At 68.8% G+C, this 26,284-nt stretch carries 20 protein-coding genes and 2 pseudogenes; 17 read left to right on the top strand and 5 right to left on the bottom strand.

Going from position 1 to position 26,284, the window contains the following annotated elements:
- Positions 1–98: 98 nt before the first annotated feature.
- Complete coding sequence (locus OG841_RS04145) at positions 99–2,135, top strand: DUF1996 domain-containing protein (protein ID WP_371570556.1); 2,037 nt, start codon at positions 99–101, stop codon at positions 2,133–2,135.
- 405 nt (positions 2,136–2,540) lie between these two features.
- Positions 2,541–3,704, top strand: a complete 1,164-nt coding sequence (locus tag OG841_RS04140) for a serine hydrolase domain-containing protein (RefSeq protein WP_371563508.1) — start codon at positions 2,541–2,543, stop codon at positions 3,702–3,704.
- A 24-nt stretch (positions 3,705–3,728) separates the two neighbouring features.
- Here OG841_RS04140 and OG841_RS04135 read toward each other — a convergent pair whose 3' ends face one another.
- Positions 3,729–4,655, bottom strand: a complete 927-nt coding sequence (locus OG841_RS04135; RefSeq protein ID WP_328642728.1) for a GNAT family N-acetyltransferase — start codon at positions 4,653–4,655, stop codon at positions 3,729–3,731.
- Between the two features lie 420 nt (positions 4,656–5,075).
- Here OG841_RS04135 and OG841_RS04130 point away from each other — a divergent pair, with 420 nt between their 5' ends.
- The 10 genes and pseudogenes from OG841_RS04130 (at position 5,076) to OG841_RS04085 (ending at position 12,139) form a co-directional block, all read left to right on the top strand.
- A complete protein-coding gene (locus OG841_RS04130; RefSeq protein ID WP_328642729.1) occupies positions 5,076–6,263 on the top strand; it encodes an ATP-binding protein in 1,188 nt (395 codons plus the stop codon).
- Positions 6,260–6,661, top strand: a complete 402-nt coding sequence (locus OG841_RS04125; RefSeq protein WP_007386761.1) for a roadblock/LC7 domain-containing protein — start codon at positions 6,260–6,262, stop codon at positions 6,659–6,661. Before OG841_RS04130 ends, OG841_RS04125 begins: the two co-directional genes overlap by 4 nt.
- Positions 6,658–7,035, top strand: a complete 378-nt coding sequence (locus OG841_RS04120) for a DUF742 domain-containing protein (RefSeq protein WP_007386762.1) — start codon at positions 6,658–6,660, stop codon at positions 7,033–7,035. The genes OG841_RS04125 and OG841_RS04120 overlap by 4 nt, the downstream gene beginning before the upstream one ends.
- Positions 7,007–7,615 carry a GTP-binding protein gene (locus OG841_RS04115; RefSeq protein ID WP_028807646.1) on the top strand — a complete coding sequence of 203 codons (609 nt, stop codon included), beginning with the start codon at positions 7,007–7,009 and terminating at the stop codon, positions 7,613–7,615. The genes OG841_RS04120 and OG841_RS04115 overlap by 29 nt, the downstream gene beginning before the upstream one ends.
- Before the next feature lie 52 nt (positions 7,616–7,667).
- Complete coding sequence (locus tag OG841_RS04110; protein WP_328642730.1) at positions 7,668–9,020, top strand: cytochrome P450; 1,353 nt, start codon at positions 7,668–7,670, stop codon at positions 9,018–9,020.
- A gap of 91 nt (positions 9,021–9,111) precedes the next feature.
- A pseudogene (locus tag OG841_RS04105) lies at positions 9,112–9,382 on the top strand (hypothetical protein); the annotation flags it as partial.
- 194 nt (positions 9,383–9,576) lie between these two features.
- Positions 9,577–10,548, top strand: coding sequence for a phosphotransferase enzyme family protein (locus tag OG841_RS04100; RefSeq protein WP_328642731.1), 972 nt, complete (start codon positions 9,577–9,579; stop codon positions 10,546–10,548).
- Positions 10,547–10,723 (top strand): annotated as a pseudogene (locus tag OG841_RS04095) (FAD-linked oxidase C-terminal domain-containing protein); the annotation flags it as partial. The gene OG841_RS04100 and the pseudogene OG841_RS04095, both read left to right, overlap by 2 nt.
- A gap of 10 nt (positions 10,724–10,733) precedes the next feature.
- Complete coding sequence (locus OG841_RS04090; RefSeq protein ID WP_328642732.1) at positions 10,734–11,162, top strand: OsmC family protein; 429 nt, start codon at positions 10,734–10,736, stop codon at positions 11,160–11,162.
- A gap of 20 nt (positions 11,163–11,182) precedes the next feature.
- Entirely contained in the window at positions 11,183–12,139 is a 957-nt protein-coding gene (locus tag OG841_RS04085; RefSeq protein WP_365120649.1) for a GlxA family transcriptional regulator, read from the top strand.
- Between the two features lie 68 nt (positions 12,140–12,207).
- On the opposite strand, the gene rox is transcribed toward OG841_RS04085, so the two are convergent.
- Complete coding sequence (rox, locus tag OG841_RS04080) at positions 12,208–13,671, bottom strand: rifampin monooxygenase (RefSeq protein ID WP_371563498.1); 1,464 nt, start codon at positions 13,669–13,671, stop codon at positions 12,208–12,210.
- Positions 13,672–13,975: 304 nt separating this feature from the next.
- Here rox and gap point away from each other — a divergent pair, with 304 nt between their 5' ends.
- The 4 genes from gap to OG841_RS04060 all read left to right on the top strand — a co-directional run bounded on the left by gap (position 13,976) and on the right by OG841_RS04060 (position 18,784).
- Entirely contained in the window at positions 13,976–14,974 is a 999-nt protein-coding gene (gene gap / locus OG841_RS04075) for a type I glyceraldehyde-3-phosphate dehydrogenase (RefSeq protein WP_328642735.1), read from the top strand.
- A gap of 110 nt (positions 14,975–15,084) precedes the next feature.
- Positions 15,085–15,801, top strand: coding sequence for a haloacid dehalogenase type II (locus OG841_RS04070; protein ID WP_371563494.1), 717 nt, complete (start codon positions 15,085–15,087; stop codon positions 15,799–15,801).
- A 427-nt stretch (positions 15,802–16,228) separates the two neighbouring features.
- On the top strand, positions 16,229–17,905 hold the full coding sequence (locus tag OG841_RS04065) for an extracellular solute-binding protein (RefSeq protein ID WP_371563491.1): 1,677 nt from the start codon (positions 16,229–16,231) through the stop codon (positions 17,903–17,905).
- A gap of 162 nt (positions 17,906–18,067) precedes the next feature.
- Positions 18,068–18,784 (top strand): glycoside hydrolase family 12 protein, encoded by a 717-nt coding sequence (locus OG841_RS04060; protein ID WP_365124043.1) that lies wholly within the window; start codon positions 18,068–18,070, stop codon positions 18,782–18,784.
- Between the two features lie 114 nt (positions 18,785–18,898).
- Here OG841_RS04060 and OG841_RS04055 read toward each other — a convergent pair whose 3' ends face one another.
- From OG841_RS04055 to OG841_RS04045, 3 genes are all read right to left on the bottom strand, one after another.
- Positions 18,899–20,917 carry a non-reducing end alpha-L-arabinofuranosidase family hydrolase gene (locus OG841_RS04055; protein WP_371563488.1) on the bottom strand — a complete coding sequence of 673 codons (2,019 nt, stop codon included), beginning with the start codon at positions 20,915–20,917 and terminating at the stop codon, positions 18,899–18,901.
- A gap of 55 nt (positions 20,918–20,972) precedes the next feature.
- A complete protein-coding gene (locus tag OG841_RS04050) occupies positions 20,973–22,595 on the bottom strand; it encodes a glycoside hydrolase family 43 protein (RefSeq protein ID WP_371563485.1) in 1,623 nt (540 codons plus the stop codon).
- Positions 22,596–22,961: 366 nt separating this feature from the next.
- Positions 22,962–24,200, bottom strand: a complete 1,239-nt coding sequence (locus tag OG841_RS04045) for an IS110 family transposase (protein WP_328638283.1) — start codon at positions 24,198–24,200, stop codon at positions 22,962–22,964.
- Positions 24,201–24,607: 407 nt separating this feature from the next.
- Between OG841_RS04045 and OG841_RS04040 the strand changes: the two genes are divergently transcribed.
- Positions 24,608–26,254 carry a glycoside hydrolase family 27 protein gene (locus tag OG841_RS04040; protein ID WP_328642740.1) on the top strand — a complete coding sequence of 549 codons (1,647 nt, stop codon included), beginning with the start codon at positions 24,608–24,610 and terminating at the stop codon, positions 26,252–26,254.
- Positions 26,255–26,284: the final 30 nt, after the last annotated feature.

The raw sequence follows: 26,284 nt of genomic DNA, 5'->3' as shown, positions 1-26,284 counted from the left end.
CCCGGAGAGCCGACACGCGCAGGAGTACTTCCGTGGGACGCAGCAATCGCAGACGACCGACCGGCGCACGACGTGCGACCTTTGCCGCAGTGGCGTTGATGCTCGGGGGTGGTGGCCTGGTCGCAGTGAATGTGTACGCCTCCGCCACGGAGAGCGGCACACCACAGCAGACGTCGTGGGGAGCCGTCACGATCGACTGCCCGGACGTCGGGGACACGCTCACCAGTGTCCCGGACGGGGCTAGGGCGGACGTCGACAAGGAACTCGCTCTGCTGGACCAGCAGATAGCCGAGGCCTACCAGCAACTCCAGGACCCGTCGGTGCAGGACCGCGAGTCCGCGCAGAGCCGTATCGTCGCCCCGCTCCAGGAGAACCGCGCCGCCACGATCCAGCGCATCAGCGCCGCGCTCGAAAACACGGGAGAGCAGCCGGACGGCCTCGGCGACATGGCCGGCTGCACCCTGCGCGAGACCGAGAACGAGAACGGCGACGGTCAGGACCAGCAGCAGGGTGACGGCCAGGATCAGGGAGACCAGCAGGGCGACGGCCAGAACCAGGACGGTCAGCAGGGCGACGACCAGCAGGGCGACGGCCAGGACCAGAACGGTCAGCAGGGCAACGGCGGGCAGGCGGGCAACGGCCCCGTCGCCGCGGACTACGCCGACATCAACAGTGCTCCGTCCGCCGCGCAGGCGCCGCCGGCTCAGGGCGACGCCTCCCGTGGCACCTTCGTCACCAGCTGTGGTGTGAACGCGAACGGCCTGTTCAACTCGGACAACGTCATCGTCGCCCCGGGTGTCTCCAACGGCGCCCACCACTTCCACGACTACATCGGCAACCAGTCCAACACCGCCTTCGCGAGCGATCAGGACCTGGCGAACGCCGAGACGAGCTGTGTCGACCAGGGCGACAAGTCCACGTACTACTGGCCCGTGATCCGGCTCCAGAACGGAACGCAGGAACAGGACGCCAACTCGCCCGGCGGCGGCATCGAGGGCAACGCCGGCCAGATCGTCACGCCCAAGGAAGTGACGCTGACGTTCGTGGGCAACCCCCGCAGCAAGGTCACCGCGATGCCGCGTCTGCTGCGCATCATCACCGGCGACGCCAAGGCCTTCGTCAACGGCACCGCCAACGCCAACGCGTCCTGGAGCTGCACCGGGTTCGAGGACCGGCAGCTGAAGGACAAGTACCCGCTGTGCCCGCAGGGCAGCGACGTGGTGCGCACGTTCAAGTTCCAGAGCTGCTGGGACGGCCGCAACATCGACAGCGCCAATCACCGCACCCACGTGGCGTTCGCCCAGAACGACGGCACCTGCCCGAACGGCTTCAAGGCCATTCCGCAGCTGGTCCAGCGGATCGTCTACGACGTCGACGCGCCGAGCCTGAACGACGGCGGCCGCACGACTCCGCTGTTCGCGGTCGACTCCTTCCCGGAGCAGCTGCACAAGCCCGTCACCGACCACGGCGACTTCATCAACGTCTTCGACGAGAACCTGATGAACGAGATGGTCGGCTGCATCAACGACGGCCGTCAGTGTGGCGCGGGCACAGGTCAGGACGACCCGGGCAACGGCAACGGCAACAACGGCGGCGGCAACGGCGAGACCGGTGGCGACAACGGCAACGGCGAGACCGGTGGCGACAACGGCAACGGCTCCACCCCGGACCCCGGTGCCAGTCAGGACCCCGGAAACGGGAACGGCGACGACAACGGCTCCGAGGACACCCCCGGAAACAACGGCGAGCCGCAGCAGCAGCCCACACCGACCACCGAAGCCCCCGCCGGCGACCAGACGACCGCCCCCGCCCCCGCCGCCGACCAGCCGAAGACCTACAGCTCACCCACCGCCCACAGCACCACCGCGCCGTCACCCGAGGCCGGCAACGGCAACGGCAACGGCAACGGCCAGGCGAACCAGCCCGACCCCCAGGACGGCACCGCGACCGACGACCCCGGAACCGGCACCACCGGAGCCGTCGCCCAGCCCCCGGTCGCCGCTCAGCCCGAGCCTCAGGGCAGCCAGAGCAGTCTCGCCGAGACCGGCACCCAGCTGTGGCCGGCCGCACTGGGCGCGATCCTTCTGATCTCCGGCTTCGTTCTCCTCCGACGCACCAGCCGCCGCTCGATGTGACATCGGCCGGCACGCACGAGTAGCAGAGGTGGCCGTCCGCCGCGCAGCTCCACCGGCGGACGGCCACCCCTGCTCAGCGGACGGCCGGGCGCCGCACCCCGAGCCCACGACCGACGGACCCGGGACGAACACCCAAACGGTGGCCGACGCGGCACCTCGAAAATCGACGTGAGCCATTCCTGGGCCGGGAAACCGAATCGGACCGCACCCCCGGTGACCGCCCCGGGAGATGCCGTTGTACCCGCAAACTAAGTTGAACAAGGGCGACCGCTGATCCCGGCGGGGCGAATTCACGGCACCACTCGGTGCCCCCGCCACTGGTCCGTATGCAGCAGCACGGGAAGCAGGAGACCGTGGCTGCCGGTGAGGCTTGACGAGATATGACGTCCCACCCCGGGAGCCTCCATGCCTCTACGCCGATCCCGCCTGCGAGCGGCGTCCGCCCTCGCGGCCTGCCTCGCCGCGCTGTCCCCGGCGATGGGCTGTACCGCCGCCGACGCTTCGGGCAACCAGACGCTGCGGCGTCAGCTCGACGACTTCGTGCGCCGTCCCGGCGGCCCGCCCGGAGCCGTCGTCGTCCTGCGGGCCGAGAAGGGGACCCGAGTCGTGCGCGCCGGCGTCGCCGACATCAGCACGCGTCGCTCGCCACGCCCCGACGACCACATGCGCATCGCGAGCACGGCCAAGGCCTTCAGCGGGGCGGTCGCCCTCACCCTGGTCGACCGCCGCACCCTGCGTCTGGACGACACCCTGCGCAAGCGCCTGCCCCAACTCCCCGCCGCCTGGGGTTCAGTGACGCTTCGTCAACTCCTGAACCACACCAGCGGTCTGCCGGACTACTCCCGGAGCGCAGGGTTCCTCGACGAACTGCGGGCCGACCCGCGCCACCACTTCGACTCCCGGCGCCTGCTCGACTACATCGCCGACCAGCCCCTGCTCTTCAAGCCGGGCACGCAGTACCGCTACTCGAACTCGGACAACATCGCCGTAGCACTCATGGCGGAGGCGGCGACGCATACACCGTACGAAGAACTCCTGCGTCAACGCGTCTACGCGCCGCTGAGCCTGCACTCCACCAGCCTCCCGCAGGGGTACCGGATGCCGAAGCCCTATCTGCACGGCTATGACGTGAGCCCGTCGGCGTCCCCGCAGGACGTCAGCGAGGTCATCGGCATGTCGGGCGTCTGGGCCTCCGGAGGCATCGTCTCCACGCCGAACGACATGACCCACTTCATCCGGGGTTACGCGGGTGGACGGCTCTACGGCGGGAAGGTCGTCGAGCAGCAGCGGCAGTGGGTCAAGGGCGCGTCCGAGCCCGCCGGGCCGGGCCGCAACTCCGCGGGTCTTGCCCTCTTCCGCTACGAGACGCGATGCGGCGTCGTCCTGGGCCACACCGGCAACACGCTCGGTTATACCCAGTTGATCGCGGCCACCCCCGACGGCCGTCGTTCACTGACGTTTTCGGTCACCGCCCAGATCACCCAGTCCGCCGACGCGGAAGGTTTGCGGAAAATGCGTGCACTTCAGGAGAACTTTGTCTGCGAATTGCTGCGCGGAACAAACCAATAGCGGTCTCCCGCGGGCCATCGGAATTCAACTCACCACGATTTCCCAGGTGTCGACGGCGTAATGGACCGACATTCCGTTGCGGGCGTACAACTCCGGGGCGCCGGTTGCGTTTTCGGTGTCCACGCCGAGGCCCACGGTGTCCCGCCCCCGGGCCGCGAACGCCGCGAAGGCCTGTCGCAGCAGCAGTCCGCCGAGGCCACGGCCGCGGGCCTCGCGGACGACGCCGAGGCTGCGGATCCACCCCATGGCCTCGCGGTCGTCGCGGGCGATCAGGAAGCCGACGTACCCGAGGTCCTCGGTGGAGACGAGCCACACGAGGGACCAGTCGAGCCGGTCGGCGTGGATGTCGTGCAGCCACTGTTCGTACTCGCGCGGCTGGAAGTCGAAGTGCTCGGCGAACGTGGCCTGGTAGAGGGCGTGGGTCTGCTTCCGGTCCGCCTCGTCGGCGCAGGCCCGCACCCGCACGCCCGCGGGTGGCTCCGGCGACCGGTCCTCGCTCCTGCGCAGCGCCCGCTCCAGTACGTGATAGCGCCGTACTGCCGACCAGCCTCGCGCCCGTATCAGCGCGAGGTCGGTCGTGGGCGCCGAGTTGAGGTGCAGATGGAGTACGGCCTTCGAGGCGCCGTTCGCGCGGGCCTTCTCCAGTGCCCTGGTCTCGATCGCCTCCAGCAGGAGTACGCCGGCCTGCTGGTGGTCGGGCAGCACATAGTGGTCGGCGCTGATGCGCTCGCCCTTCGAGTCGTCCCACACCAGGGCGTACGCCACCAGACGGGCTCCGGCGAAGGCCAGCCAGGAGTCGCGGTCGAGGTCGGTCTCGGGGTGCCCCAGATCGGACTCCACCGTGTGCAGATCGGTCTCGGGCCGTCCGACCTCGATCCGGTCGATCTCGTTGAGCAACTCGGTGACGGCCGGCGCGTCGGTGGGCGCGGCAGCGCGCAGGAGATAGGGCATGCGGCAAGGGTCCGGGGCGGCCCCGGCGGCCGCAAACGAGTTTTCACCGAGGGGTCGGAGAGCGTTCTCGCAGCCTTGGTAGGCTGCGCGCGTTGATCATGAACGGAACGGTGAGCGGGGCGAGGGCGGTCGGCGGCGACTGCTGACGGTGGCCGATGGGGCCTTTGCGGGATCTTTGTGGAGAGTCGTCAAGTGTGGCCCCTGATACGCCTGTTGACACTGTGACGGCTGATAAGATCATTACACTTTTCAGTAGGCTGATGACGCGTCATACGCGCGTACGGGGGACAGCCAAAACGGCCCCATCGTGAAGGAGTGACGGTTGGTCCGCCGGTAAGGCCCGCACCGCACAGTGGCGGGCAATTCCGGGGGCCCATGCATGGTCAGTCTCCCGACGCGAGGCGACTTGAAGAGAGTCTCATGACGTCATTGTTCGAAGATCCACTCCTGTGGGTCCTGCTCGTGGTACTCATCGCTGCGATTTTCGCAGTGATGCGCGCACGGAGAACCAACATCCAGCTCCGCGCGAACAACAACAAACTGCACGGCGACGTCGCGAGTGTGCGAGGTCAGCTCGCCGAGCTCCAGACGACCTACTCGTCGGTGAGCGCGCGGCACGCCGCGGATCTGGAAGAGGTGCGCAAGGACGCCGAGTCGGCGACGAAGGCGACCCTGAAGTCGGCCGTCGGCACCCTGGCGACCCTGGCCGAGGAGCAGTTGGCCCTGCTCGACGGCCTCCAGCAGAAGTACGGCGACGACCACACCGTCCTCGCCGACCTGATGCTGGTCGACCACACCGGCAGCCAGTTCAGCCGCCGTACCAAGGGCATCTCGGTGCTCTGCGGCGGGTGGCTCGGGCGACGCGACCGGGACGCCTCGGTGTACGACGTCGCCCGCAGCGCCCAGGGGCGGATCCGCGACTTCGAGCGGGTCAGGGTCCACTCGCAGGCCAACGTGGCGATCACCAGCCGCGCCGTCGAACCGGTCGCGATGGTCCTGGCCGAACTGCTCGACAACGCCACCAAGTACAGCGCCCCCGGCACCCCCGTCGAGATCAACATCCAGGCCGTACCCACCGGGATATGCCTGATCGTCGACGACGCCGGTCTCGGTATGGACCAGGAGACCAAGGCCCGCGCCGCGTCCCTGCTGACCACCGGCGGATCCGTGGACATCACGAGCCTCGGCGACCCGCCCAAGTTCGGCTTCGCCCTCTCCGGGAAGCTCGCCGCCCACTACGGGTTCCACGTCTCCGTCGACGCGGTCTCCCCCTACGGCGGTGTGCGTGCCGTGATCCGGGTGCCCGAGAACCTTCTGACGGCGGACGTGCCCGCACCCGCGCCCGTCGAACTCGACGACCACGAGGGCGAGCCCGTGGCGGCCAAGCCGACTCCCGTCGCCTCCCTCGTCGTCGGACAGACCGCCGGAGGCCTCCCCAAGCGCCGCCGTCGGCGCAACGGCTCCGTCTCCGTGGTGGCCTCGCCCGGCGCGGACGTACCCGACCTGGACGCGGCCGGCGAAGAGACCGCCTCGCGGCTCAAGGCATTCGCTCGCGGAACCCTGCTCGGGCGGGACTCAGACAACACGGAAGGACCTCAGAACCAGTGAATCCCGATCTGTCGTGGGTGCTGAACGACGTGCTCGAGGTGCGCGGAGCCCGCCACGCCATCCTCGTCTCGGCGGACGGCCTGCTGATGCAGCGGTCCGACGGCATCGTCCGTGACGACGCCGAACGCAACGCCGCCGCGATGAGCTCCCTGCAGTCCCTGTGCCGCAGCGTCGCCCCCTTCGTCGGCGGCGGCAAGGGCCTCTGGAAGCAGACACTGATCGAGTTCGACGGCGGATGGATCTTCCTCATCGCCGGGGGCAGCGGTTCCTACCTCGCCGTCTCGACCGCTCTGGACGTCGACATGGAGGCCATGTCGATCCGGATGCAGAAGACGGTGGGCGCGCTGACCAAGGCGATGAGCGCCACTCCGCGCCAGAACACCGGCGTAGACGCATGACCTGGCCTGGCGAGGACGCTCCGGTAACCAGCGACTTCGTCCGCTCCTACGTCATCACGGGCGGGCGTCGTCTCCCCTCCGACGACGACCTGGCCCTGCACACGCTGGTGTGCCTGGCCCCCGACCGGACCCTGCCGCTCGGGGCCGGACCCGAGGTACGGGCCATCTGGGAGCTCTGTTCGGGCGGCTACCTGTCGGTCGCCGAAGTCGCCGGTCATCTGGGACTGCCCGTCGGCGTGGCCCGACTGCTGCTGTCCGATTTATTCGAGCAGGGGCACCTCCTGCGTCGCGCTGAACCGGCCCCCGCCCAGCACGTTCCCCGAGCGATACTCGAGAAGGTTCTGCATGGACTCGAAACCCTCAACATCGGCTGACCCCGGGGCGAACGGCTCCATCTACGTGTCCGCCGAGGTGACCACCGCCGCGAAGATCCTGGTGGTCGGACACTTCGCCGTGGGCAAGACGACCTTCATCGGGTCGCTGTCGGAGATCACTCCGCTGCGCACCGAGGAGAAGATGACGCAGGCGTCCATGCACGTCGACGACCTGCGCGGGGCGCCGGAGAAGGCGACCACCACCGTGGCGCTGGACTTCGGCCGGCTGACCCTGAGCGACGAGCTGGTGCTGTACCTGTTCGGCACCCCCGGACAGCAGCGCTTCATGCAGCTGTGGGAGGACATGGCCCGCGGCGCGCTCGGCGCCCTGCTCCTGGTCGACCCCTCACGCCTGGAGGAGACCTTCCCGGTCATCGACCTGATCGACGAGTACGGCCTCGAGTACGCGATCGCCGTCAACACCTTCTCGCAGACCAGCCACTTCGAGGAGGACGAGATCCGCGAAGCCCTCGACCTGCTTCCGGACACGCCCGTCATCTACTGCGACGCCCGCGACCAGCGCTCCTCCGCCCGCGCCCTGATCGCCCTCGTGCGTCACCTCCTCGACCGCGCTGCCTGAACCACCACCCCCCGCCCGGACCGCACGGTCCGGGCCACCAAAGGACACAGACATGGACGTTCACGACACGGCCGCCACCGGTGCGGCCAGATGCCCCATGTACGACGGCTCCTTCGCCGCAGACCCGCAGAAGGTCTACGACTACCTGCGGGCGCACGGACCCGCGGGCCCGGTAGAACTGGCCCCCGGCGTCGACGCCACCCTGGTCGTCGGACACGAGACGGCCCTGCGGGTGCTCCAGAACCCCTCCCTGTTCGCGCGCGACGGCCGCCGCTGGACCGCCCTCAACGACGGCCGCGTTCCCCTCGACAGCCCCGTTCTGCCGATGATGGCGTACCGGCCCAACTGCCTGTTCACCGACGGCGCCCAGCACCTGAGGCTGCGCAAGGCGGTCACCGAGAGCCTCGACCGGCTCAACGTCACCCGCATCCGCCGCGACGTCGAACCGATCGCCGCCTACCTCATCGACCAGTTCAGCGAGCGGGGCCGGGCGGACCTGATCAACGACTACGCCAAGCTGCTGCCGTTGCTGATGATCAACAAGCTCTTCGGCTGCCCCGCCGCCATCGGCGACCGCGTCACGAGCGCGATGGCCGACATGTTCGACGGCAAGGACGCGCTGCGCGCCAGCGACGAACTCACCGCCTGCTTCATGGAGCTGGTCTCCCTCAAGCGCCGCGAACCCGGCGACGACATCACCTCCTGGCTGGTCCAGCACCCCGCCGGCCTCAGCGACGAGGAGCTCAAGGACCAGCTGGTGATGCTGGTCGGCGCCGGGGTGGAGCCCGAGCGCAACCTCATCGCCAACGCCCTCCTGCTGCTCCTCGACCGGGAGGGCGACAACGGGCCGAGCATGCAGATCGAGGACGCCCTCGACCACGTCCTGCTCAACAACCCGCCGATCGCCAACTACGCGACGCACTTCCCGGTGCAGGACGTCGACCTCGGTGGAGTGGTGGTGCAGGCGAACTCCCCCCTGGTCATCAGCTTTGCCGGGGCCAACAGCGACCCGGCGCTCACCTCGTCGGGCCAGGCCCACAGCCGCGGCGCCCACCTCGCCTGGGGCGCGGGCCCGCATGCCTGCCCGGCCAAGAGCCCGGCCCAGGTCATCGCGGTCACCGCCATCGAGCTGATCCTCAACGCCCTGCCCGACCTGGTGCTGAGCGTCCCCGCCGAGAAACTGGAGTGGCGTCCCGGACCGTTCCACCGCGCCCTGGCCACCCTCCCCGTCCAGTTCAGCCCCACCCCGGCCACCCGGATGGCATCGGCGTACGGGTCCTCCACCGCGCCCCGCCCGGCCGTCGTCCCGCAGCCCGCCCCCGCGGCACGCGTCCCCGCGCCCGCGGCGCAGAAGCCGGTCAAGAAGGGCTTCTGGAGCAGTTTCCTCGAGATCTTCCGTGTGTGACGGCTTAGCACCGGCCGGCAGGTGCCGGAGAGAGGACTGACGGTTTCACCAGTCCCCTCTCCGGCACCTGCGTTCGTTCTGAGGACAGATCGGCCTGGTGCGGGCATACGTCTTCCAGCATGCAGAGGCCGTGGCCTGCTTCGAGAAGACGGCCGCCGCCGACCCCGACTGCGCGCTCCCTCCGCGCCCGCTACCCGCAGGCGACGCCCGCCGAGGACTGCGCGGTGTGGAACGCGCCGTACGCAGCTCGGTTGGCGGACGCGTTGATGAACGTCACGCCCCGGCAGCCGTAGGACCTGCGCACCGGCGAACCCGCCGACGGAGCGCGCACCCGCGAGGCACGGACGGTTCCGCAGCGCGCCAACAACACGTGTGCCGACACCGCCATGCCTACGGCGCCCTCCCACTCGAACGGGGACAACCGCGGATCGCCGCCGCGCCGGCTGACGTAGCCGTCGAGGCGTCCTGCTTCTGCGGTCTGGAAGCCGGTTCGGCCAAGCCGTCGGGCTGCTGCGGATAGGCTCTGATCAACTGGGCTGCGGAAGCGGGGAGTTGTATGCGGGACACGGGTGAGTTCATCGCGGACGCCTATGCGCTCGGCGCGGGGGACTGGACGATGACGCCTGTCGCCCGCGGTGCCCTGGGACAGATCTGGAAGCTGTCCGGGAACGGCACCGCCTGGGCGGTGAAGGAGCTGCTCTTCGAGAAGGACGAGCCGGACGTCGGCGCCGAGTCCGCACTGCGCGACGCGGCGGAGACGCTGGGCATCTCCGCGCCACGTCTCCTGCCCGACCGCACCGGCGCCCATGTCGTACGGCTCCCCGAGGGTTCCTACGTGAAGCTGTACGACTGGGTCGACGGCACCGCGGCCGATCCGTCGGACCCGGAGACCCTGAGCTGGTGCGGCCGTACGCTCGCCATCCTGCACAAGGCGGGAGCGGGCACGAGCGGGACACCGAGTGGCTGGTACGAACGGTGCAACCCGGAGTCCGACTGGGCCGAACTGCTCGGGAAGGTGGAGCGGGCCGGTCTGCCCTGGGCGGGGGAGCTGAGCCGGTTCGCCGCCACGACAGCCGTTGAGCTGGCGCGGCATGTCTCGCCGTCGTCTCCCGGTGACGTGGTGACCTCCCATCTCGACATGCGGCCGCAGAACGTCCTGGTCGGCCCCGACGGACCGGTCCTGCTCGACTGGGACAACGCCGGGCCCGTCTCCGCGGAGCGTGAACTGGCCCGTGCCGTCCACGTGTGGTCGGGCGGCAACCGCTTCGACGCCGATGCGGCACGGTGCCTGGTGCGTGCCTACCGGGACGCCGGGGGCCGCGCGGTGATCAAGAAGCTGAACGCGTTCTCGATGCTCTTCGCGACAGACCTCAACTACGTGTACGTACAGGCCGATTGCGCGGTCGATCCGGCGATGACGGCCGAGCAGCGTGCGTTCGGCAGCCGCGAGGCCGTGGCCAAGCTGCGCAGTGTGCCCGACCTGAGCGCCGTCTCCCGGCTGGTGGAGGCGCTGGACGCCGAGTGGTGACCGCCCGCGGATCGCGTCACCGTCCCTCGGCATCCTCGCCGACGCTCTCTCCCTCGGCGGTACCGTCACCGGCGAACACGGCGTCGGCCTGCCCAAGGACGCCCTCGACCCTCGCGGCCTGCTCAATCCGGGCAAGGTACCGGGCCCGCGGGCACCGCTCGGCACCCCGGACTAATGTCCTCGGCATGAGCGAAAACTCCGCACGGTCCGTCACGGTCGAGCGCACCAGTACCGGCCACTTCGTCGCCACCAACACCCGCGGCGGCACGATCAGCTTCGGCACCGGCTCCGACAGCGAGTTCACCCCCGTCGAACTGCTCCTCGCGGCGCTCGGCGGCTGCACGGCGGTCGACGTCGATCTCGCCACCAGCCGTCACGCCGAGCCCACCGCCTTCTCCGTCGAGGTGAGCGGAAACAAGATCAACGACGAGCTCGGCAACCGGCTGACCGACCTCGCGGTCACCTTCACCGTCGCCTTCCCCGACGGAGAGGGCGCCGACCGGGCCCGCACCATCCTGCCCCGCGCGGTGAAGACCTCCCACGACCGCCTGTGCACGGTCAGCCGCACGGTCGAGATCGGCACGCCCGTCACGGCGACGATCGAGGACGCCTGACCTCCGCGTAGCCTGTCCCCGTGTCCGCCTCCCGCCTTCGCCGCGTCGCCGTTCTCGTCCTCGAAGGCGCCAAACCGCTCGACGTCGGCATCCCCGCGCAGGTGTTCAGCACGCGCGCGAGCATGCCGTACGAGGTACGGCTGTGCGGCGCGGCCTCGGGGCTGGTGAGCGGTGGGGACGGGCTGTCGTACCACGTCGCCCACGGCCCGGAGGCGCTCGCGTGGGCGGACCTCGTCTTCATCCCCGGCTACCGGTTCCCGGACCGGGAGGACCCGCCGCCGGCCGTCGTCGAGGCGCTGGTCGCGGCCCACGGCCGGGGCACGCGGCTGGCCGCCATCTCGACCGGCGCCTTCGCGCTGGCCGCGACCGGCCTGCTCGACGGCAGACGCGCCACGACCCACTGGCACTACACGAGGGCGCTCGCGGCGAAGCATCCCCTCGTCCGGGTCGACGAGAACGTGCTGTTCGTCGACGAGGGCAGCGTGCTGACATCGGCCGGCGCCGCCTCCGGCATCGACCTGTGTCTGCACGTCCTGCGCGGCGACCTCGGAGTGGCCGCGTCCAACCATGCGGCCCGGCGCCTGGTCGCCGCCCCCTACCGCAGTGGCGGTCAGGCGCAGTACGTGCCGCGCAGCGTGCCCGAGCCGCTCGGCGAGCGCTTCGCCGCCACCCGGGAATGGGCCCTGCACCGACTCGACGAACCCCTCACCCTCGACCTCCTGGCGAGCCAGGCGGCGGTCTCGCCGCGCACCTTCTCACGGCGCTTCGTCGAGGAGACCGGATACACGCCGATGCAGTGGGTCATGCGCGCCCGCGTCGACATGGCCCGCGAGCTGCTGGAGCGTTCGGAGCGGAGTGTCGAGCAGATCGCGACCGACGTCGGGCTGGGCACCGGTGCGAACCTGCGGACGCACTTCCAGCGGATCCTGGGGACGACGCCGAGCGAGTACCGCCGTACGTTCACCCGGGGCGAGTAGCCCTGAGAGCCGATGTTCGACAGACGGCCGTGGATGAACGCACGGCCGCCCGTGGCCGACCAACGACATCACTCGGCGGGCTTGCCGAACCAGCGGGAGAGGTGGGCGTCCAGGTCCTGCTGATCGTCGCCGATCCAGGCGACATGACCGTCGGGGCGCAGCAGAACGCAGGGAACATCGAGTGCCGCAGTGGGGTCCGTGAGGTGATCGACCCGGTCCGCCCAGCCGCCGACGGTCAGGCGTTCGGTGCGGTCCAGCAGCAGTCCGCGGCCGCGATGCAGCAGACCGTAGAGGCGTCCGCCCTTCACGTCGAGGTCGGGCAGGCGGCGGCCGAGCAGGTCGGGGCCTTCGCCGAAGTCGTAGCGGATACCGATCGCGGTGATCTTCTCGATGAGATGGCGGTTCACCTCGTCGAAGTCCATCAGTTCGGTGAGCAGCCTGCGCACGGCCTGCGGGCCCGGTTCGGTGGAGTGCAGTTCCATCTGGGCGCGGGTGTTGTCCAGCACGTCCTCTGCGACCGGACGGCGTTCGGCCTGGTAGGTGTCCAGCAGTGTTTCCGGCGCCCAGCCGCGGATCTGTGCGGCGAGTTTCCAACCGAGGTTGAAGGCGTCCTGAACGCCCAGATTCAGACCCTGACCGCCGGTGGGCGGATGGATGTGTGCCGCGTCGCCGGCCAGCAGCACTCGCCCGACCCGATAGCGTTCGGCCAGCCGGGTGGCATCCCCGAAGCGGGACAACCAGCGCGGAGAGTGCACGCCGAAATCGGTTCCGGCGACAGTGCGCAGCTGTTGTCTGAAATCCTCGAGGGTGGGCGGTTTCGCGCGATCGCTGACTCCACCGGCGGGGACCACGACGCTGTATGCGCCATTGCCGAAGGGCCGGAGCCAGAATCGCTTGTTGGTCCTGTTGATTTCGGAGACCTTGGCGGCGATCTCCTCCTGCGGCACACCCACTTGCATCTCGCCCATGAGCGTCTCGGTCCGCGAGGGCTCACCGGGGAAGGCGACGCCGAGCAGTTTGCGCACCGTGCTGCGCCCGCCGTCACAGCCGACGAGATAGCGCGAACGCAGCTGTTGGCCGTCGGCCAGCTCGACGGTCACACCCTCGGCGTCCTGCTCGAGACCGGCCACCGCACCACCGCGCCTGACCTGCGCACCCAGTTGGGTCGCATGCTCTTCGAGCAGACGCTCGATCGTCGGCTGCGGGATGCCCAGCAGATAGGCGTGCGCGGAATCCAGGCCCTTGGGCGCGGGTTTGTCGATGGCGGCGAAGAATCCGGCCGGCGGACGCTTTCGTCCGTGTTCGAGCATGCGATCCAGCAGTCCCCGCATGGCCATCAGCTCAAGACTGCGCATGTGCAGACCGACGATGCGGACGAACGGAACGGGCTCGGTTTTCTTCTCCAGGACAAGAACCCGCACGTCGTGCAGCCGGAGTTCGGCGGCCAGCATCGCGCCGGTCGGTCCGCACCCGGCAATGATCACGTCGAACACGGGCGCGCGATCGGCGTCGGAGAATGGCGAAGAGTCCATAGGTGTTGCCTTTCGGGAGTGCCTTGTTGCGGAGGCACTCCCGGCGACACCTACGTCAATCGCCCGACCGTGACGGCAAGGGGGAGCACCCACATCGATACAGCGTTCATGGGTCTCACCTCCTCGGGCGGCGTCGCGGTCAAGCGCAAGCTACAAGCCGGGGCATCGCTCCGTCCACTCCTTTCCCAGAGGGGCCCGTTCCCGGTCGAGCGTGGCGCGATCCTTTTGAACCATGGCGATCCCGCCACTGTCAGCGGTCGATGCCGCGCGCGAGCCTGGTGGGCACAAGGAAGGGACACCATTCATGACTCGCATCGCCATCAACGGATTCGGCCGCATCGGACGCAATGTGCTGCGCGCGCTCCTCGAACGCGACAGCGCCCTGGAGGTCGTCGCCGTCAACGACCTCACCGAGCCCGCCACCCTCGCGAGGCTGCTCGCCTACGACAGCACGGCCGGCCGACTCGGCCGTCCGGTGACCGTCGACGGGAACACCCTGGTCGTCGACGGCCGTCGCATCACCGTGCTCGCCGAGCGTGAACCCGCGCAGCTGCCGTGGGCCGAACTCGGCATCGACATCGTGCTGGAGGCCACCGGACGGTTCACTTCGGCCAAGGCCGCCCGCGCCCACCTCGACGCGGGCGCCATGAAGGTCCTCGTCAGTGCCCCCTCGGACGGCGCCGACGTCACGCTGGCGTACGGGGTCAACACCGACGCCTACGACCCGGACGTGCACACGATCGTCTCCAACGCCTCGTGCACGACCAACGCGCTCGCACCGCTCGCCTCGGTGCTCGACGAGCTCGCCGGCATCGAGCACGGCTTCATGACGACCGTGCACGCCTATACGCAGGAGCAGAACCTCCAGGACGGCCCGCACCGCGACGCCCGTCGCGCCCGCGCCGCCGGCGTCAACATCGTGCCCACGACGACCGGCGCCGCCAAGGCGATCGGCCTCGTGCTGCCCAACCTGGACGGCAAGTTGTCCGGTGACTCGATCCGCGTCCCGGTCCCCGTCGGCTCCCTCGTCGAGCTGAACACGACCGTCGCGCGTGACGTGACCCGCGAGGACGTACTGGCGGCCTATCGCTCCGCCGCCGAGGGGCCCCTCGCGGGCGTCCTCGAGTACTCGGAGGACCCGCTGGTCTCCTCGGACATCACGGGCAATCCCGCCTCGTCGATCTTCGATTCGGCCCTGACCCGCGTGGAGGGCCGCCATGTGAAGGTCGTGGCCTGGTACGACAACGAGTGGGGTTTCTCGAACCGCGTGATCGACACGCTGGAGCTCCTGGCCAACGGCTGACCGGCTCCGGGTCACGTCCAGCCGCACGTGACCGCCTTGACCGGTGATGATTCCGGGTGGCAGGATCATCACCGGTCGAGTAGGTGACATCGGTGTGAACGGGAGTCCGTATGGCCGCCGTCCGCGACGTGGAGGTCGTCGTCTTCGATGTCCTCGGCACCCTCGTCGACGAACCGAGCGGGCTTCGAGCGGGGATCCGTGAAGCGGTGCCCGCGTCCGGCGAGGAGCAGGTCGGCGAACTGCTCGCCTTGTGGCAGCGGTACGGCGAGCGACAGCAGCGACGCATCGGCCAAGGAAGCCGCGTATACGCCAACACCTCGGTCATCGACGCGGAGGCGGCTCAACTGGTCGCCGCCCGCGCCGGGTTCACCGATCCGCGGGCCGTGGCTCGGCTGGCCACGGCAGGGCAGCGGCTGCCTCCCTGGGGCGATTCCCTGGCCGGTCTCGAGCAACTGTCCCGGCACTTCCCCGTACTCGGGCTCTCCAACGCCGCACGCACCACTCTGCTACGGCTCAACGCCCATGCCGGACTCCGCTGGCACCAGGCCTTGTCCGCCGAAACCGTCCAGGCCTACAAGCCGGCCCCGGAGGTGTACCAACTCGCCCTCGACGCCGCCGGATGCGCGCCGGACCGCGTGCTCATGGTGGCCGCCCACGCCTGGGACCTGCGCGGAGCCCGGGCGAAGGGGATGCGGACCGCCTACGTCCACCGGCCCGTCGGGGACCCGCCCACGAGCCGTGACACCTTCGATTGGCGATTCGACGGGCTGAATGAACTGGTCACCGTACTGATGGCGACCCAGCGGAAACCAGGCGAATCCCGCTGATCTTCCAGACCCGACCGAGCCCGGCACCCAAGCCTTCCGGTGCCGGGCTTTTGTGCGGCGACTCCCAGGCACGCCACGACTCCGTGTGCGGTCTGGGCGCGCGGACACATGGGATCTCATAGCGATAAAATGGTCACATGTTCGAAGCGCTTCGACGCTCGGCATGCGCAGGATCGATGCCGAGACATCGATGCCGTCGTGCCAACAAGGGCGCGAAGTAGGCCGACTTCCCGTCTCGGAGGATCTTGGCAGCGACCCTTGTGCGCCCCTGGGTGTTCACTTAACCTCGCAGCAACATCGAAGCGCTTCGACTACGTACTACAGCGAAGTGATTGGATGTCAGTTTTCGCTCAGCCATTTCCAGTCACGACGCCGCAGCCGACGGTCCGCCGCCGGGTGTCCTGGTGCGCCATGAAGGGTTGACGCAATGACGCCGAACGCCGCTGCCCCCTCCTCCGGTCCTTCCGGGCCGAGCCGGAGAAGCTTCCTCGCCTCCACCGCGGTCGCCACCGCAGCGGTGGCGGGCGGGATGCCGCTGCTTGCCGCCTGTGGCGGCTCGGACAGCGGCGAGCGCGAAGGGACCACGTCGGGCAAGGCCGCGGACAAGCTGCTCCCGGCCTTCGTCGCCAGCACGGTCGCGAACCCGGACCTGCCGTCCAAGAACGGCTCGGCCGCCGGCTACACCGGCAAGGTCGACCTCGCGGCCCTCAAGGCCTCGGTCCCGGAGAAGCTCGGCACCGGCGCCCCCTTCAAGATCATGTCCCCGTTCTGGGGCTCCCCGCCGAAGGCCGGCTGCGCCTACTACACGGCGCTGGACGCGGCGGCGGGCACGAAGGTCACCTGGCAGAACCAGGACGGCAACACCTATGGCCAGAAGCTGGGCGCCGTCCTGGCCTCCAGCTCCATTCCCGACATGGTGGTCGTGCCGAGCTGGGAACTGGTCGGCAAGATCGCGAACGCGGTTACCGCGAAGTTCATGGACCTCGGCCCCTACCTGGCGGGCGACAAGGTCAAGAAGTACCCGAACCTGGCCGCGATCCCCTCCGACGCCTGGCGCATGGGCATCTTCGGCGGCGCGCTGCGCGGCATACCGATGCCCACCGCCCCCGCAAGCTTCATAGTGCCCTACTACCGCAGGGACATCTTCGACAAGAAGGGCTGGTCCGTCCCCAAGTCGGCCGACGAGTTCCTCAGTTGGGCCAAGGAGGCCACCAGCGCCAAGGCCAAGGTGTGGGCCTGCGGAGACATGAGCTGGGTCTCCGGGAGCATCTTCGGTGCCTGTCCCGACTGGAACATCGACGACGACGGCAAGCTGAGGTACGGCAAGGAGCGGCCCGAGTACCTGGAAGCCCTGGAGTGGACCCGCAAGCTGTTCGACGCGGGCGTGGTCCACCCCGACGACAAGGCACGCACGGGCGACGCGAGCCAGCGCTTCACCGCCGGCCAGATCCTGGTCTTCGAAGGCGACATGACCCCCTGGTACACCCAGACCGTGGAACAGGCCGAGGCCCATCCGGACTTCCAGATCGAGGGTATGGACATCTTCGGCGCGGACGGCGGCAACCCCACGTTGTGGGCGTCCTCGCCCGCCACCATCTGGTCGCTGATCCGCAAGGGCGCCTCGAAGACGACGATCGAGAACGCGCTGGCCGCAGCCAACTTCGCGGCGGCGCCCTACGGCACCAAGGAGCGGATGCTCGTCGACTACGGCGTCGAGGGCACCCACTACACGGTCAAGGACGGCGTGCCGGTCAAGAACGACCAGGGCAACACCGAGGTGATCAACACCTGGAACATGCTGGCGGCTCCGGCTCCGTACTTCGCCCACCCCGACTTCCCCGAGGTCGCCCGCAAGCAGGTCGAGTGGCAGCAGCGGATGGGGGCCTTCATGAAGAAGACGTCCATCTACGGCATGAACATCGTCGAGCCGGCCCGCTACGCCCACCTCGAAAGCCAGTTTGAGCAGCTGGAGATCGACTACGTGCGCGGCAACCGCAAGCTGTCCGATGTGCAGGCCGCCATCTCCACGTGGAAGTCCTCCGGCGGCGACAAACTGCGCGACTGGTACAAGCAGCTCATCGACAAGAACGGCAGCGCCCACTGATACCCGAGAGGCTTCTCCAGTCGCCCCCACCGACTGGTCCTTCTGCCAGACCTTCTTCCGGTGACGCGCAGCCGATGGATCCCGTCGCCGGAGAGGACCACGTCCTCAGTCAGTGGGCGTGGTAGCACCCCCACAATTCCCCCCACCCGTGGAAGGGACACCATGGTAAAAAGCGCGATACGCAAGGTCGGCATGGCCGTGCTGGCACCGACGATGGCTCTCGGTGCCATCGTCGGCCTCGCCTCCGCCCCCGCTTCGGCAGCAGTCTGGAACTCCTGCGACCGGTGGGGCAGCACCGGTCTGGACGGCTACAAGCTGTACAACAACGTCTGGGGTTCCGGCGCCGGCAGCCAGTGCGTCTGGGCCAACTCCGGGACCAACTGGGGCGTCTGGGCCGACCACCCCAACACCGGCGGCATCAAGTCCTACGCCAACTCGACGAAAACGATCAACAAGACGATCGACTCCCTCGGCTGGCTCACCAGCAACTACAACGTCAGCGTCCCGTCGTCCGGCGCGTACAACTCGTCGTACGACATCTGGGACAACGACCACCAGTACGAGATCATGCTGTGGGTCAACTACAACGGAGCCGTCGGCCCGATCGGCACCTATCAGGCCAACGTCACGCTCGGCGGCCACAACTGGAACGTCTACAAGGGCACCAACGGGTCGAACCAGGTGTTCTCGTTCCTGCGGACGTCCGACTCCAACGCGGGGACCGTGGACGTCAAGCCGATCCTCAACTGGATCGCCTACACCAAGGGCTGGATGCCCGGCAACGAGATCATCGGCGACGTGCAGTTCGGCTATGAGATCACCTCGTCGTCCGGCGGACTCAACTTCACCACCAACAACCTGACGGTCAGCGGCGGCTGAGCGGGCACCAGGGGGCCGAGGCTCGGTCCGCGTCCTTCTTCGGGCGCGGCTGGCCTCGGCCCGCAGCGCTTTGTGGTCCGCGAAGGCCCCGCACGCGGTGCGGGGCCCGTACCGTCAGCAGGTCGAGTTGGTCTGGGTGAGCAGGCCCAGTCGCCACGGCAGGTTGTCGTAGTCACCGCCGGCGTTGGGGTCCTTGCCCTGGTACAGGTACTGCAGCTTGCAGGCCGGGATCGTGAGCGTCTGGTCGTAGCCCGCGCGGATCATCTCGCCGTGACTGATGTCCCGGGTCCAGGTACCGGCGGGGAACGTCACGTTGCTCGACTTGGCGAACGGGTTGCTCTCGGACGCGGCCAGGGGTGACCAGGATCCGGCGAGGCTGCTGGATGTCCAGGAGCGGAAGTAGCGCCGTCCGTCCGAGCCGATCGCCTCGACCAGGAGCAGGTATTGGTTGCTGCCCTGCACCTTGTAGACGTTGCTCGCCTCGAACAGGGCGTACTTGGAGTCCTGGGCCGCGATGACGGTGTTGGTGAAGCCGTTCGGGAACTGGCCGACAGTCGTCTGGGAGCGGTACAGGTGGCCGTTGTCGTCGGAGGAGAACAGGTAGCAGTTGGCGCTGTCGCAGATCACCCACATGTCGACCCAGTAGCCGTTGCCGATGTTCTGCCTGATGATGTCCGGCATCGACGAGTAGAAGTTGCGGGGTGCGCTCCACCCGTTGGGGTTGCTGATGTCGGGGTTGGTGGAGTACGAGGCGTTGCCGGTCTGGTAGACGAGGTACCACAGGCGCTGCTGTGTGTTGTAGAAGACCTGGGGCGCGGCCCGGTACCCGGCGCCGATGGCCGTGCGGTCGAGGTAGTGGTGGGTGGCCGAGCCGGCCTGCGACCAGTCACTGAAGCTCAGGTACACCAGGTTGTACCCGGAGGGGCTCGCGGTGCTCGCGAACACGTGGTACTTGCCGTTGTAGTAGACGACCGACGGGTCCTTGATCCCGGCGATCCTGTGGGTCGCGTCCGGCTTGGGCGCGACAAGGGGTCCGCTCGAACTCCAGCGGAAGGAGGAGGGGAGTGCCGTGGCGGACCGGGGCGAAGGGGCGCCTGTCCGCTGGGCCGCGGCGCTGCCACCCAACGCCGTGAGCGTCGACTGGTAGGCGGGCTTCTTGTTGCCGCTCCGGTCGAACAGCAGCGGGTTCTCACCGCTGCGCCAGGAGTCGCTGTCGCGGATGCCCCAGACCGTGATCCCGGTGCAGCGTGCCACGTTCAAGCAGGCCCTCACCGTGTTCGCGTACGCGGCCGTGGATGCCTGCGCGATGTCCAGCTCGGTGATCTGGACGTCCACGCCGAGAGCGGCGAAGTTCGACAGCGTCGTCTGGAAACTCGACGGCGGTCCGCCCGCCCCGAAGTGGGACTGGAGGCCGACGCAGTCGATGGGCACACCGCGCGCCTTGAAGTCGCGCACCATGCGGTAGACGCCCTGGGTCTTGGCGTCGCTCCAGTTCTCGATGTTGTAGTCGTTGTAGCAGAGCTTGGCCGCCGGGTCGGCAGACCGTGCGGTGCGAAATGCCTGCTCGATGAAGCCGGTGCCCAGGACGTCCCGGAAGACCGAGCTGCGCATCTGGCCGCTGCCTCCGTCCGCGAAGGCCTCGTTGACCACGTCCCAGGCGTAGACCTTGCCCTTGTAGTGGTTCATCACCTGGGTGATGTGATTGTTCATCACGCTGCGCAGGGTGTTGGCGTCCCTGATGGAGCTGACCCAGCTGGGCAGTTGGGAGTGCCAGACCAGGGTGTGTCCGCGCAGGCGCTGCCCGTGCGACGCGGCCCGGTTGGCGATCTGGTCGCCGGGGCCGAAGTTGAACGAGCCACGAGAGCGCTCGATGGTGTCCCACTTCATCTCGTTCTCGGGCGTGACCGAGTTGAACTCGCGGTCCAGGATCCCGGTGTACGTGCCGTCGCCGAGCCGCCCGGCGGCCACCGCGGTCCCGAAGTACCGTCCGGACTGGGCCGCTTGGGCCCCCAGGGTGGAGGCGCGGACGGCGTCGGGGGCGGCGGTCGCGGCGCCGGGCGTGACCAGGGCGGCCACGGCCAGCAGGGATAACACCGAGGCTCGGCGACGGCCGAGCCGTTTCAGCGGGTTCATGGTTCTCCTCGTACGGTGGGGTGGGGGGTTGCGCTGTGCGATCGATCGGATGGGATCAGGGTGTCGACAGCTCGAACCGCAGGACGCGGACCGCGCCGCCGAGCGCCAGGGTGGCGTGGTTGAAGAGGGCGAATCGGTAGCCCATGAAGAACCGCCAGTCGTTGCCCATGGAGAAGGAGGGGCCGAGGCGGATGAAGTTCGTGCCGTCGGTGCTGTAGGAGAAGGTGCCGGGGCGTGCCGAGCCGGGGCGGATGTCCGCGCTCGCGCGCAGCCAGACGCGGCTGCCGGAGACGGGGGCGCTCGCGACCTCGGTTCCGGTACCGGTGGTGTTCCAATTGCTGTCCATGGTCAGTCCGTTGACCATGGACACCCGGGTCGCGCCGCCCTCGCGTTGGACACCGATCCAGGCGGAGGAGTCACGCAGCAGCGCGAGTCCGGCCCGGTCGCCGTCGTGCATCGCCGAGAAGTCGAGCTGGACCGTGGCGGTGGAGGTGGGACCCTGGATGCGGTGCGTGAGGGTGTTGCGGGCCCCGTACAGGTCATGGGTGACGGTCGCGGTCCGCAGGGTCAGTCCGTTGTCGACGGACCACTTGGTGTTGTCCGGGTTGTGGTTCCATTCCCACCGCGGCTTGAGGCTCGTACCGTCGAAGGTGTCGACGCCGGTCATCGGGGTGACCTGGCGGGGTGGCGTGGGCACCGTCGGGCTGGGATACGACGTGCCCCATGCGCCGTTGACGAGTTGGACGACGGGCCAGCCGTCCGGGGTCCAGGTGACCGGCGCCAGGGCAGGCATCCGGCCGCCGGGGTACGCGTCCACGAAGGCCAGGTAGTACCAGGCGCCGCTCTGCGTCTGGACCAGCCCGCCCTGGTGCGGGACGCCGCCGCCGGGGATCGGCCCGCGCAGGTCAAGGAGGACCTGCCGCATCGTGTACGGACCGAAGGGGCCGCCCGACGATTTCAGGATGTACTGGCCGTTGGCCGGGCGGGTCAGGAAGATGTAGTACTGCCCGTTGATCTTGTAGAAGCGGGAGCCCTCGAGGGTGCCGACGCTCGACGGTGTGGTGAAGACCTGCTGCGTGCGGACCTGGTTGCGCCCGTCGGGCGAGAGCTGGGCCACGCTGATGGTGGTGTTCCCGTACGCCACGTACAGCGTGTCGTCGGTGTCGACGAGCAGCCCCGCGTCGTAGTACGGGGTGCTGATCGTCGTCAGTCTGCTCCACGGCCCCTCGGCGGCGGTGGCGGTGTACACGTACGTCCTGGCGAAGTCGATCTGACCGAGCCAGTAGAAGGTCCTGTTGCTCGGCCGGTAGGCCAGCGACGACGCCCAGATGCCCCGGACGTAGCCACGCGCACCGTTCAGGTCGTATTTGGCGCCGAAGTCGAGGACGGGCACGGAGTGACCGGCGATCTCCCAATTCACCAGGTCGTACGAGCGCAGGACGGGTGCCCCGGGCGAGTAGTGCATCGTCGAGGCCGAGGCGTAGTAGGTGGCGCCGACGCGGATGACGTCGATATCCGCGAAGTCCTGCCAGATGACCGGGTTCGCGTACGCCGGGGCGGCCGCGAAGGGCGACTCCTGGGAGGGAGCGGCTGTGGCGGGCGGGGAGGCTCCGGTCAGCGGGAGGCACGCACCGGTGACCAGGCCGGCGCCGACGGCCAAGGCCCGACGGCGGTCCATGTATTGACGAGAGCATGACATGTCCAATGTCGGTCCCTCTGTTCGAGATTGCGAACGGTAATCGACCGGGGAGCATCCTGGATCGTAGGGGGTGGAGAGCTCCCGTCAATATGTCTCGCATGATTCGTTCCGTAAACCGAAATGTTTCGAAGTTCTGCGCTTCCCGTGCGGACCAGGCCCAGGAAACTCGGGACGGTCGACGGAGTTGACAAGCTGAGCAGCCTGCCTAATATCCGTGGCGGCGGCGATCCGAAAAAGCATCGAAATTTCGAACGTCCCGCGAGTGTCGTGAATGTCATGCACGTGTCATATCGGAATGGATGTGTCGCAGCTATCCACTGAAAGACATCTCACGTGCCTAAGAAGTCAAGCCGCTACGGCCAGATCCGCCGAGGAGGAGGTGAAGGCATGCTGTTCGTCGAAGTGCTGCCGGGTCTGCAGGCAGTGGTAGAGCTGGCCGATCATGCGGTTGAACAGGTGCCGCTGGGCCTGGGCATGCCAGTCTCCGCGGTCGCGCCGTCGCCGGTAGTGGGCAGCTGCTCCGGGCGAGGCCGTGAGCGCGGCGAAGGCCCACTGATGGCCGGCGTTGGTCAGGCGGTTGTTCTTGATGTAGCGGCGTCCGACGAAGCGTTTCTTGCCCGAGGCACGGGTGATGGGGGCCGATCCTGCGTATGCCTTCAGTGCCCGGGCATCGGCGAACCGCGCGCGGTCGTCACCGATCTCGGCGAGCACCCGGGCGCCGAGCTGGATGCCCATGCCGGGGAAGCTGAGCAGGATTTCAGCGTCCGGGTGCCGACGAAAAGACGCCTCCACCGCCTCGGTGAGGTCCTCGACGGCCTTGCAGGCCGCATCCAACTGTGTGAGCAGCGCGAGCAGTTGTCGACCCATGGCCTCCTCGACGAGCGTGGGCTGGTGGGCCTGCTCGAACCGCAAGGCGGTCTTGAGGCGTTCGGCTTCGGCGTCGATGCCGCGGCTGCGGCCGGCCCGTTTGAGCGCGGCCCGCAGCTGCGGCAGGGTCATCCGGGCCGCCGTGCTCGGGGTCGGCGCCACGGCGAGCACCGCGCGGGCCTCGGGCCGGGTCAGGCCGCCTTGCTTGCCGAGGAAGGCGTCCAGGGCGACGGGGTAGTACTCGCGCAGCAGCGAGCGGATCTGGTTGGCGATCTGCTGGCGGGCCCAGACGGCGTCCTGCTGGGCGCGGGCCAGGACGGTGATGGCGCGGGCGAGGTCGCTGTCGTCGGGCAGTGGCCGGTGGGCGTGCATGTCGGTGCGCAGGATGTTGGCCAGGACCAGGGCGTCGCCGGGGTCGGACTTCTTGCGCGAGACGCCGTGACGGTCGCGGTAGCGGGCGGCGGCCAGCGGGTTGATGGCGAAGATCTTCCGCCGGCCGGTGCGCAGGACGGCCACGAGCAGGCCACTGGAGGTCTCGATGGCCACTGGTATCGGCGTCTCGGGGCTGTCGCCGTGCTCGGCGAGCAGGTCCAGCAGCAGCCGGTAGCCGGCGAGGTCGTCGCTGATGCGGCGCTTGGCCACCAGCTGGCCGTCTTGATCTACCAGGGCCACATCGTGGTGCGACTCGGCCCAGTCGATCCCGCAGAACACGCTCAAGCCGTTCCCCTCTCATCGTGCGTTTGCGCAGGTGACAAGCCTGTGCGGGCCACGCGGCGACCTAATCCCAGGACTCGACGGTCCGCCATCTCACCAGCCGTTCGCGACACCAGCGCACCGCGCGGGCCCCGGTCTCGATCAGAGCTCGAACGGCTCGCGGAGTACGCGGGGGTCACCGTGCGGAGGGCTTGCACCACGACGATCAACGTTCGGCACAGGCCGGTGGGTTTCGCAGCGGCCCGAAGACACCGGGCGCCACCGGTCTTTCAGAAGGTCTCAGAGGACCAGGAACCCAGAGGGGTCAGCCCGGTGCCCACGAGGCCGCCGCAAACCGCACCACATCAACAGTCCGGGCCGCCCCTGACGGAGCCAACCGGAACCGCTTACTCAAGGATTAGGAGCCCACCGTGCCCAGACGATCGGGCAGACGACTTCTTCGCACCTTCGCGGCCGCCGTGCTGACGGTCACCGCGACCGTGACGGCCGCCGTCCACTCCACCGCCACGGCCGCGCCCGGCAGCCCGGCACTCACTCCACCGCTGGGATGGAACAGCTGGAACAGTTTCGGATGCGGGGTCTCCGAGGGGCAGGTCCGGCAGGCCGCCGACGCGATGGTGTCCTCGGGCATGCGCGAGGCCGGCTACCGGTACGTGGTGGTGGACGACTGCTGGTTCGACCCCCAGCGTGACGCCGCGGGCAACCTTCGGGCCAATCCCACCAAGTTTCCGAGCGGGATGAAGGCCCTCGGGGACTACATCCACGGCAAGGGCCTGAAGTTCGGCATCTACCAGGTGCCGGGCGAACGCACCTGTGCGCAGACCAGCGGTGCCTATCCCGGGTCGACGGGGAGCAGGGGACACGAAACCCAGGACGCCGCCACGTTCGCCTCGTGGGGCGTCGACTACCTCAAGTACGACTGGTGTTCATCGAGCGGCACCCGTGACGAGCAGGTCGCGCGGTTCTCGCTCATGCGTGACGCCCTGCGCGCGACCGGGCGGCCGATCGTCTACAGCATCAACCCCAACAGCTTCCACGCCATCACCGGCGCCACGTACAACTGGGGCGAGGTCGCCGACCTGTGGCGGACGACCGAGGACCTGCTCGACATCTGGCAGAACGGCAACACCAACAGCTATCCGATGGGCGTCGGCAACGTCCTGGACGTCACCGCCCCGCTGGCCGCGCAGTCGGGTCCAGGGCACTGGAACGATCCCGACATGCTGGTCGTCGGCCGTCCCGGCCTGTCGCTGACCGAGTCCCGCTCCCACTTCGCCCTGTGGGCACTGCTGAGCGCACCGCTGATGGCCGGCAACGACATCCGCACCATGTCCGCCGACGTGAGCGCGATCCTGCGCAATCCGCGTCTGCTGGCGGTGAACCAGGATCCGCTGGGCGCGGGCGGGCGCAGGGTGCGCGACGACGGCAGCACCGAGGTGTTCGCCAAGCCCCTGTCCGACGGCTCGGTCGCGGTGGGCCTGTTCAACCGGGGAGCGGGCACCGCGACGGTCACCACCACGGCCGCTCAAGTCGGCCTCTCCGGCGGCCCGTTCACCCTCACGGATCTGTGGACCGGCGGTACGTCCAGCACGTCCGGGCAGATTTCGGCGAGCGTCCCCGCGCATGGCGTGGCCGTGTTCCGGGTGAGCGGTGGCAGCCCGCTGGCTGCCACCACCTCACGTCTGCGCGGCAGCGCCTCCGGCCGTTGTGTGGACGTGGACAACGCCTCCACCGCGGCCGGGGCCACGGCACTGATCTGGGACTGCCACACGGCCGCCAACCAGCTGTGGACCACATGGGCGGGCGGTGAGATCCGCGTCTTCGGCGACAAGTGCCTGGACGCCTACAACCAGGGCACCGCCAACGGCACCCGGGTCATCACCTGGTCCTGCAACGGCCAGGACAACCAGAAGTGGACCATCGGCTCCGACGGGACGATCCGCAACGTCCACGCCGGGTTGTGCCTCGACGCCAACGGGTCAGGCACCGCCAACGGCACCCCGCTGGTCCTGTGGAGCTGCAACGGACAGGCGGGCCAGAAGTGGAACCGCGCCTGAGAGGCCTCGCGCACCGGCCAACAGCTCAGC

It is taken from the genome of Streptomyces canus (genome assembly GCF_041435015.1).
GTDB classification, from domain to species: Bacteria; Actinomycetota; Actinomycetes; order Streptomycetales; family Streptomycetaceae; genus Streptomyces; species Streptomyces canus_G.
Note: the sequence above shows the minus strand (reverse complement) of the source record. Positions and strands in the feature narration are given on the sequence as shown.

Excerpts from the sequence above, each read along its gene's own strand:
- OG841_RS04145 (WP_371570556.1), top strand. The coding sequence starts at position 99 with ATGCTCGGGGGTGGTGGCCTGGTCGCAGTGAATGTGTACGCCTCCGCC.
- OG841_RS04140 (WP_371563508.1), top strand. The coding sequence starts at position 2,541 with ATGCCTCTACGCCGATCCCGCCTGCGAGCGGCGTCCGCCCTCGCGGCC.
- OG841_RS04135 (WP_328642728.1), bottom strand. The coding sequence starts at position 4,655 with ATGCCCTATCTCCTGCGCGCTGCCGCGCCCACCGACGCGCCGGCCGTC.
- OG841_RS04130 (WP_328642729.1), top strand. The coding sequence starts at position 5,076 with ATGACGTCATTGTTCGAAGATCCACTCCTGTGGGTCCTGCTCGTGGTA.
- OG841_RS04120 (WP_007386762.1), top strand. The coding sequence starts at position 6,658 with ATGACCTGGCCTGGCGAGGACGCTCCGGTAACCAGCGACTTCGTCCGC.
- OG841_RS04115 (WP_028807646.1), top strand. The coding sequence starts at position 7,007 with ATGGACTCGAAACCCTCAACATCGGCTGACCCCGGGGCGAACGGCTCC.
- OG841_RS04110 (WP_328642730.1), top strand. The coding sequence starts at position 7,668 with ATGGACGTTCACGACACGGCCGCCACCGGTGCGGCCAGATGCCCCATG.
- OG841_RS04100 (WP_328642731.1), top strand. The coding sequence starts at position 9,577 with ATGCGGGACACGGGTGAGTTCATCGCGGACGCCTATGCGCTCGGCGCG.
- OG841_RS04090 (WP_328642732.1), top strand. The coding sequence starts at position 10,734 with ATGAGCGAAAACTCCGCACGGTCCGTCACGGTCGAGCGCACCAGTACC.
- rox (WP_371563498.1), bottom strand. The coding sequence starts at position 13,671 with ATGGACTCTTCGCCATTCTCCGACGCCGATCGCGCGCCCGTGTTCGAC.
- gap (WP_328642735.1), top strand. The coding sequence starts at position 13,976 with ATGACTCGCATCGCCATCAACGGATTCGGCCGCATCGGACGCAATGTG.
- OG841_RS04070 (WP_371563494.1), top strand. The coding sequence starts at position 15,085 with ATGGCCGCCGTCCGCGACGTGGAGGTCGTCGTCTTCGATGTCCTCGGC.
- OG841_RS04065 (WP_371563491.1), top strand. The coding sequence starts at position 16,229 with ATGACGCCGAACGCCGCTGCCCCCTCCTCCGGTCCTTCCGGGCCGAGC.
- OG841_RS04060 (WP_365124043.1), top strand. The coding sequence starts at position 18,068 with ATGGTAAAAAGCGCGATACGCAAGGTCGGCATGGCCGTGCTGGCACCG.
- OG841_RS04055 (WP_371563488.1), bottom strand. The coding sequence starts at position 20,917 with ATGAACCCGCTGAAACGGCTCGGCCGTCGCCGAGCCTCGGTGTTATCC.
- OG841_RS04050 (WP_371563485.1), bottom strand. The coding sequence starts at position 22,595 with ATGGACCGCCGTCGGGCCTTGGCCGTCGGCGCCGGCCTGGTCACCGGT.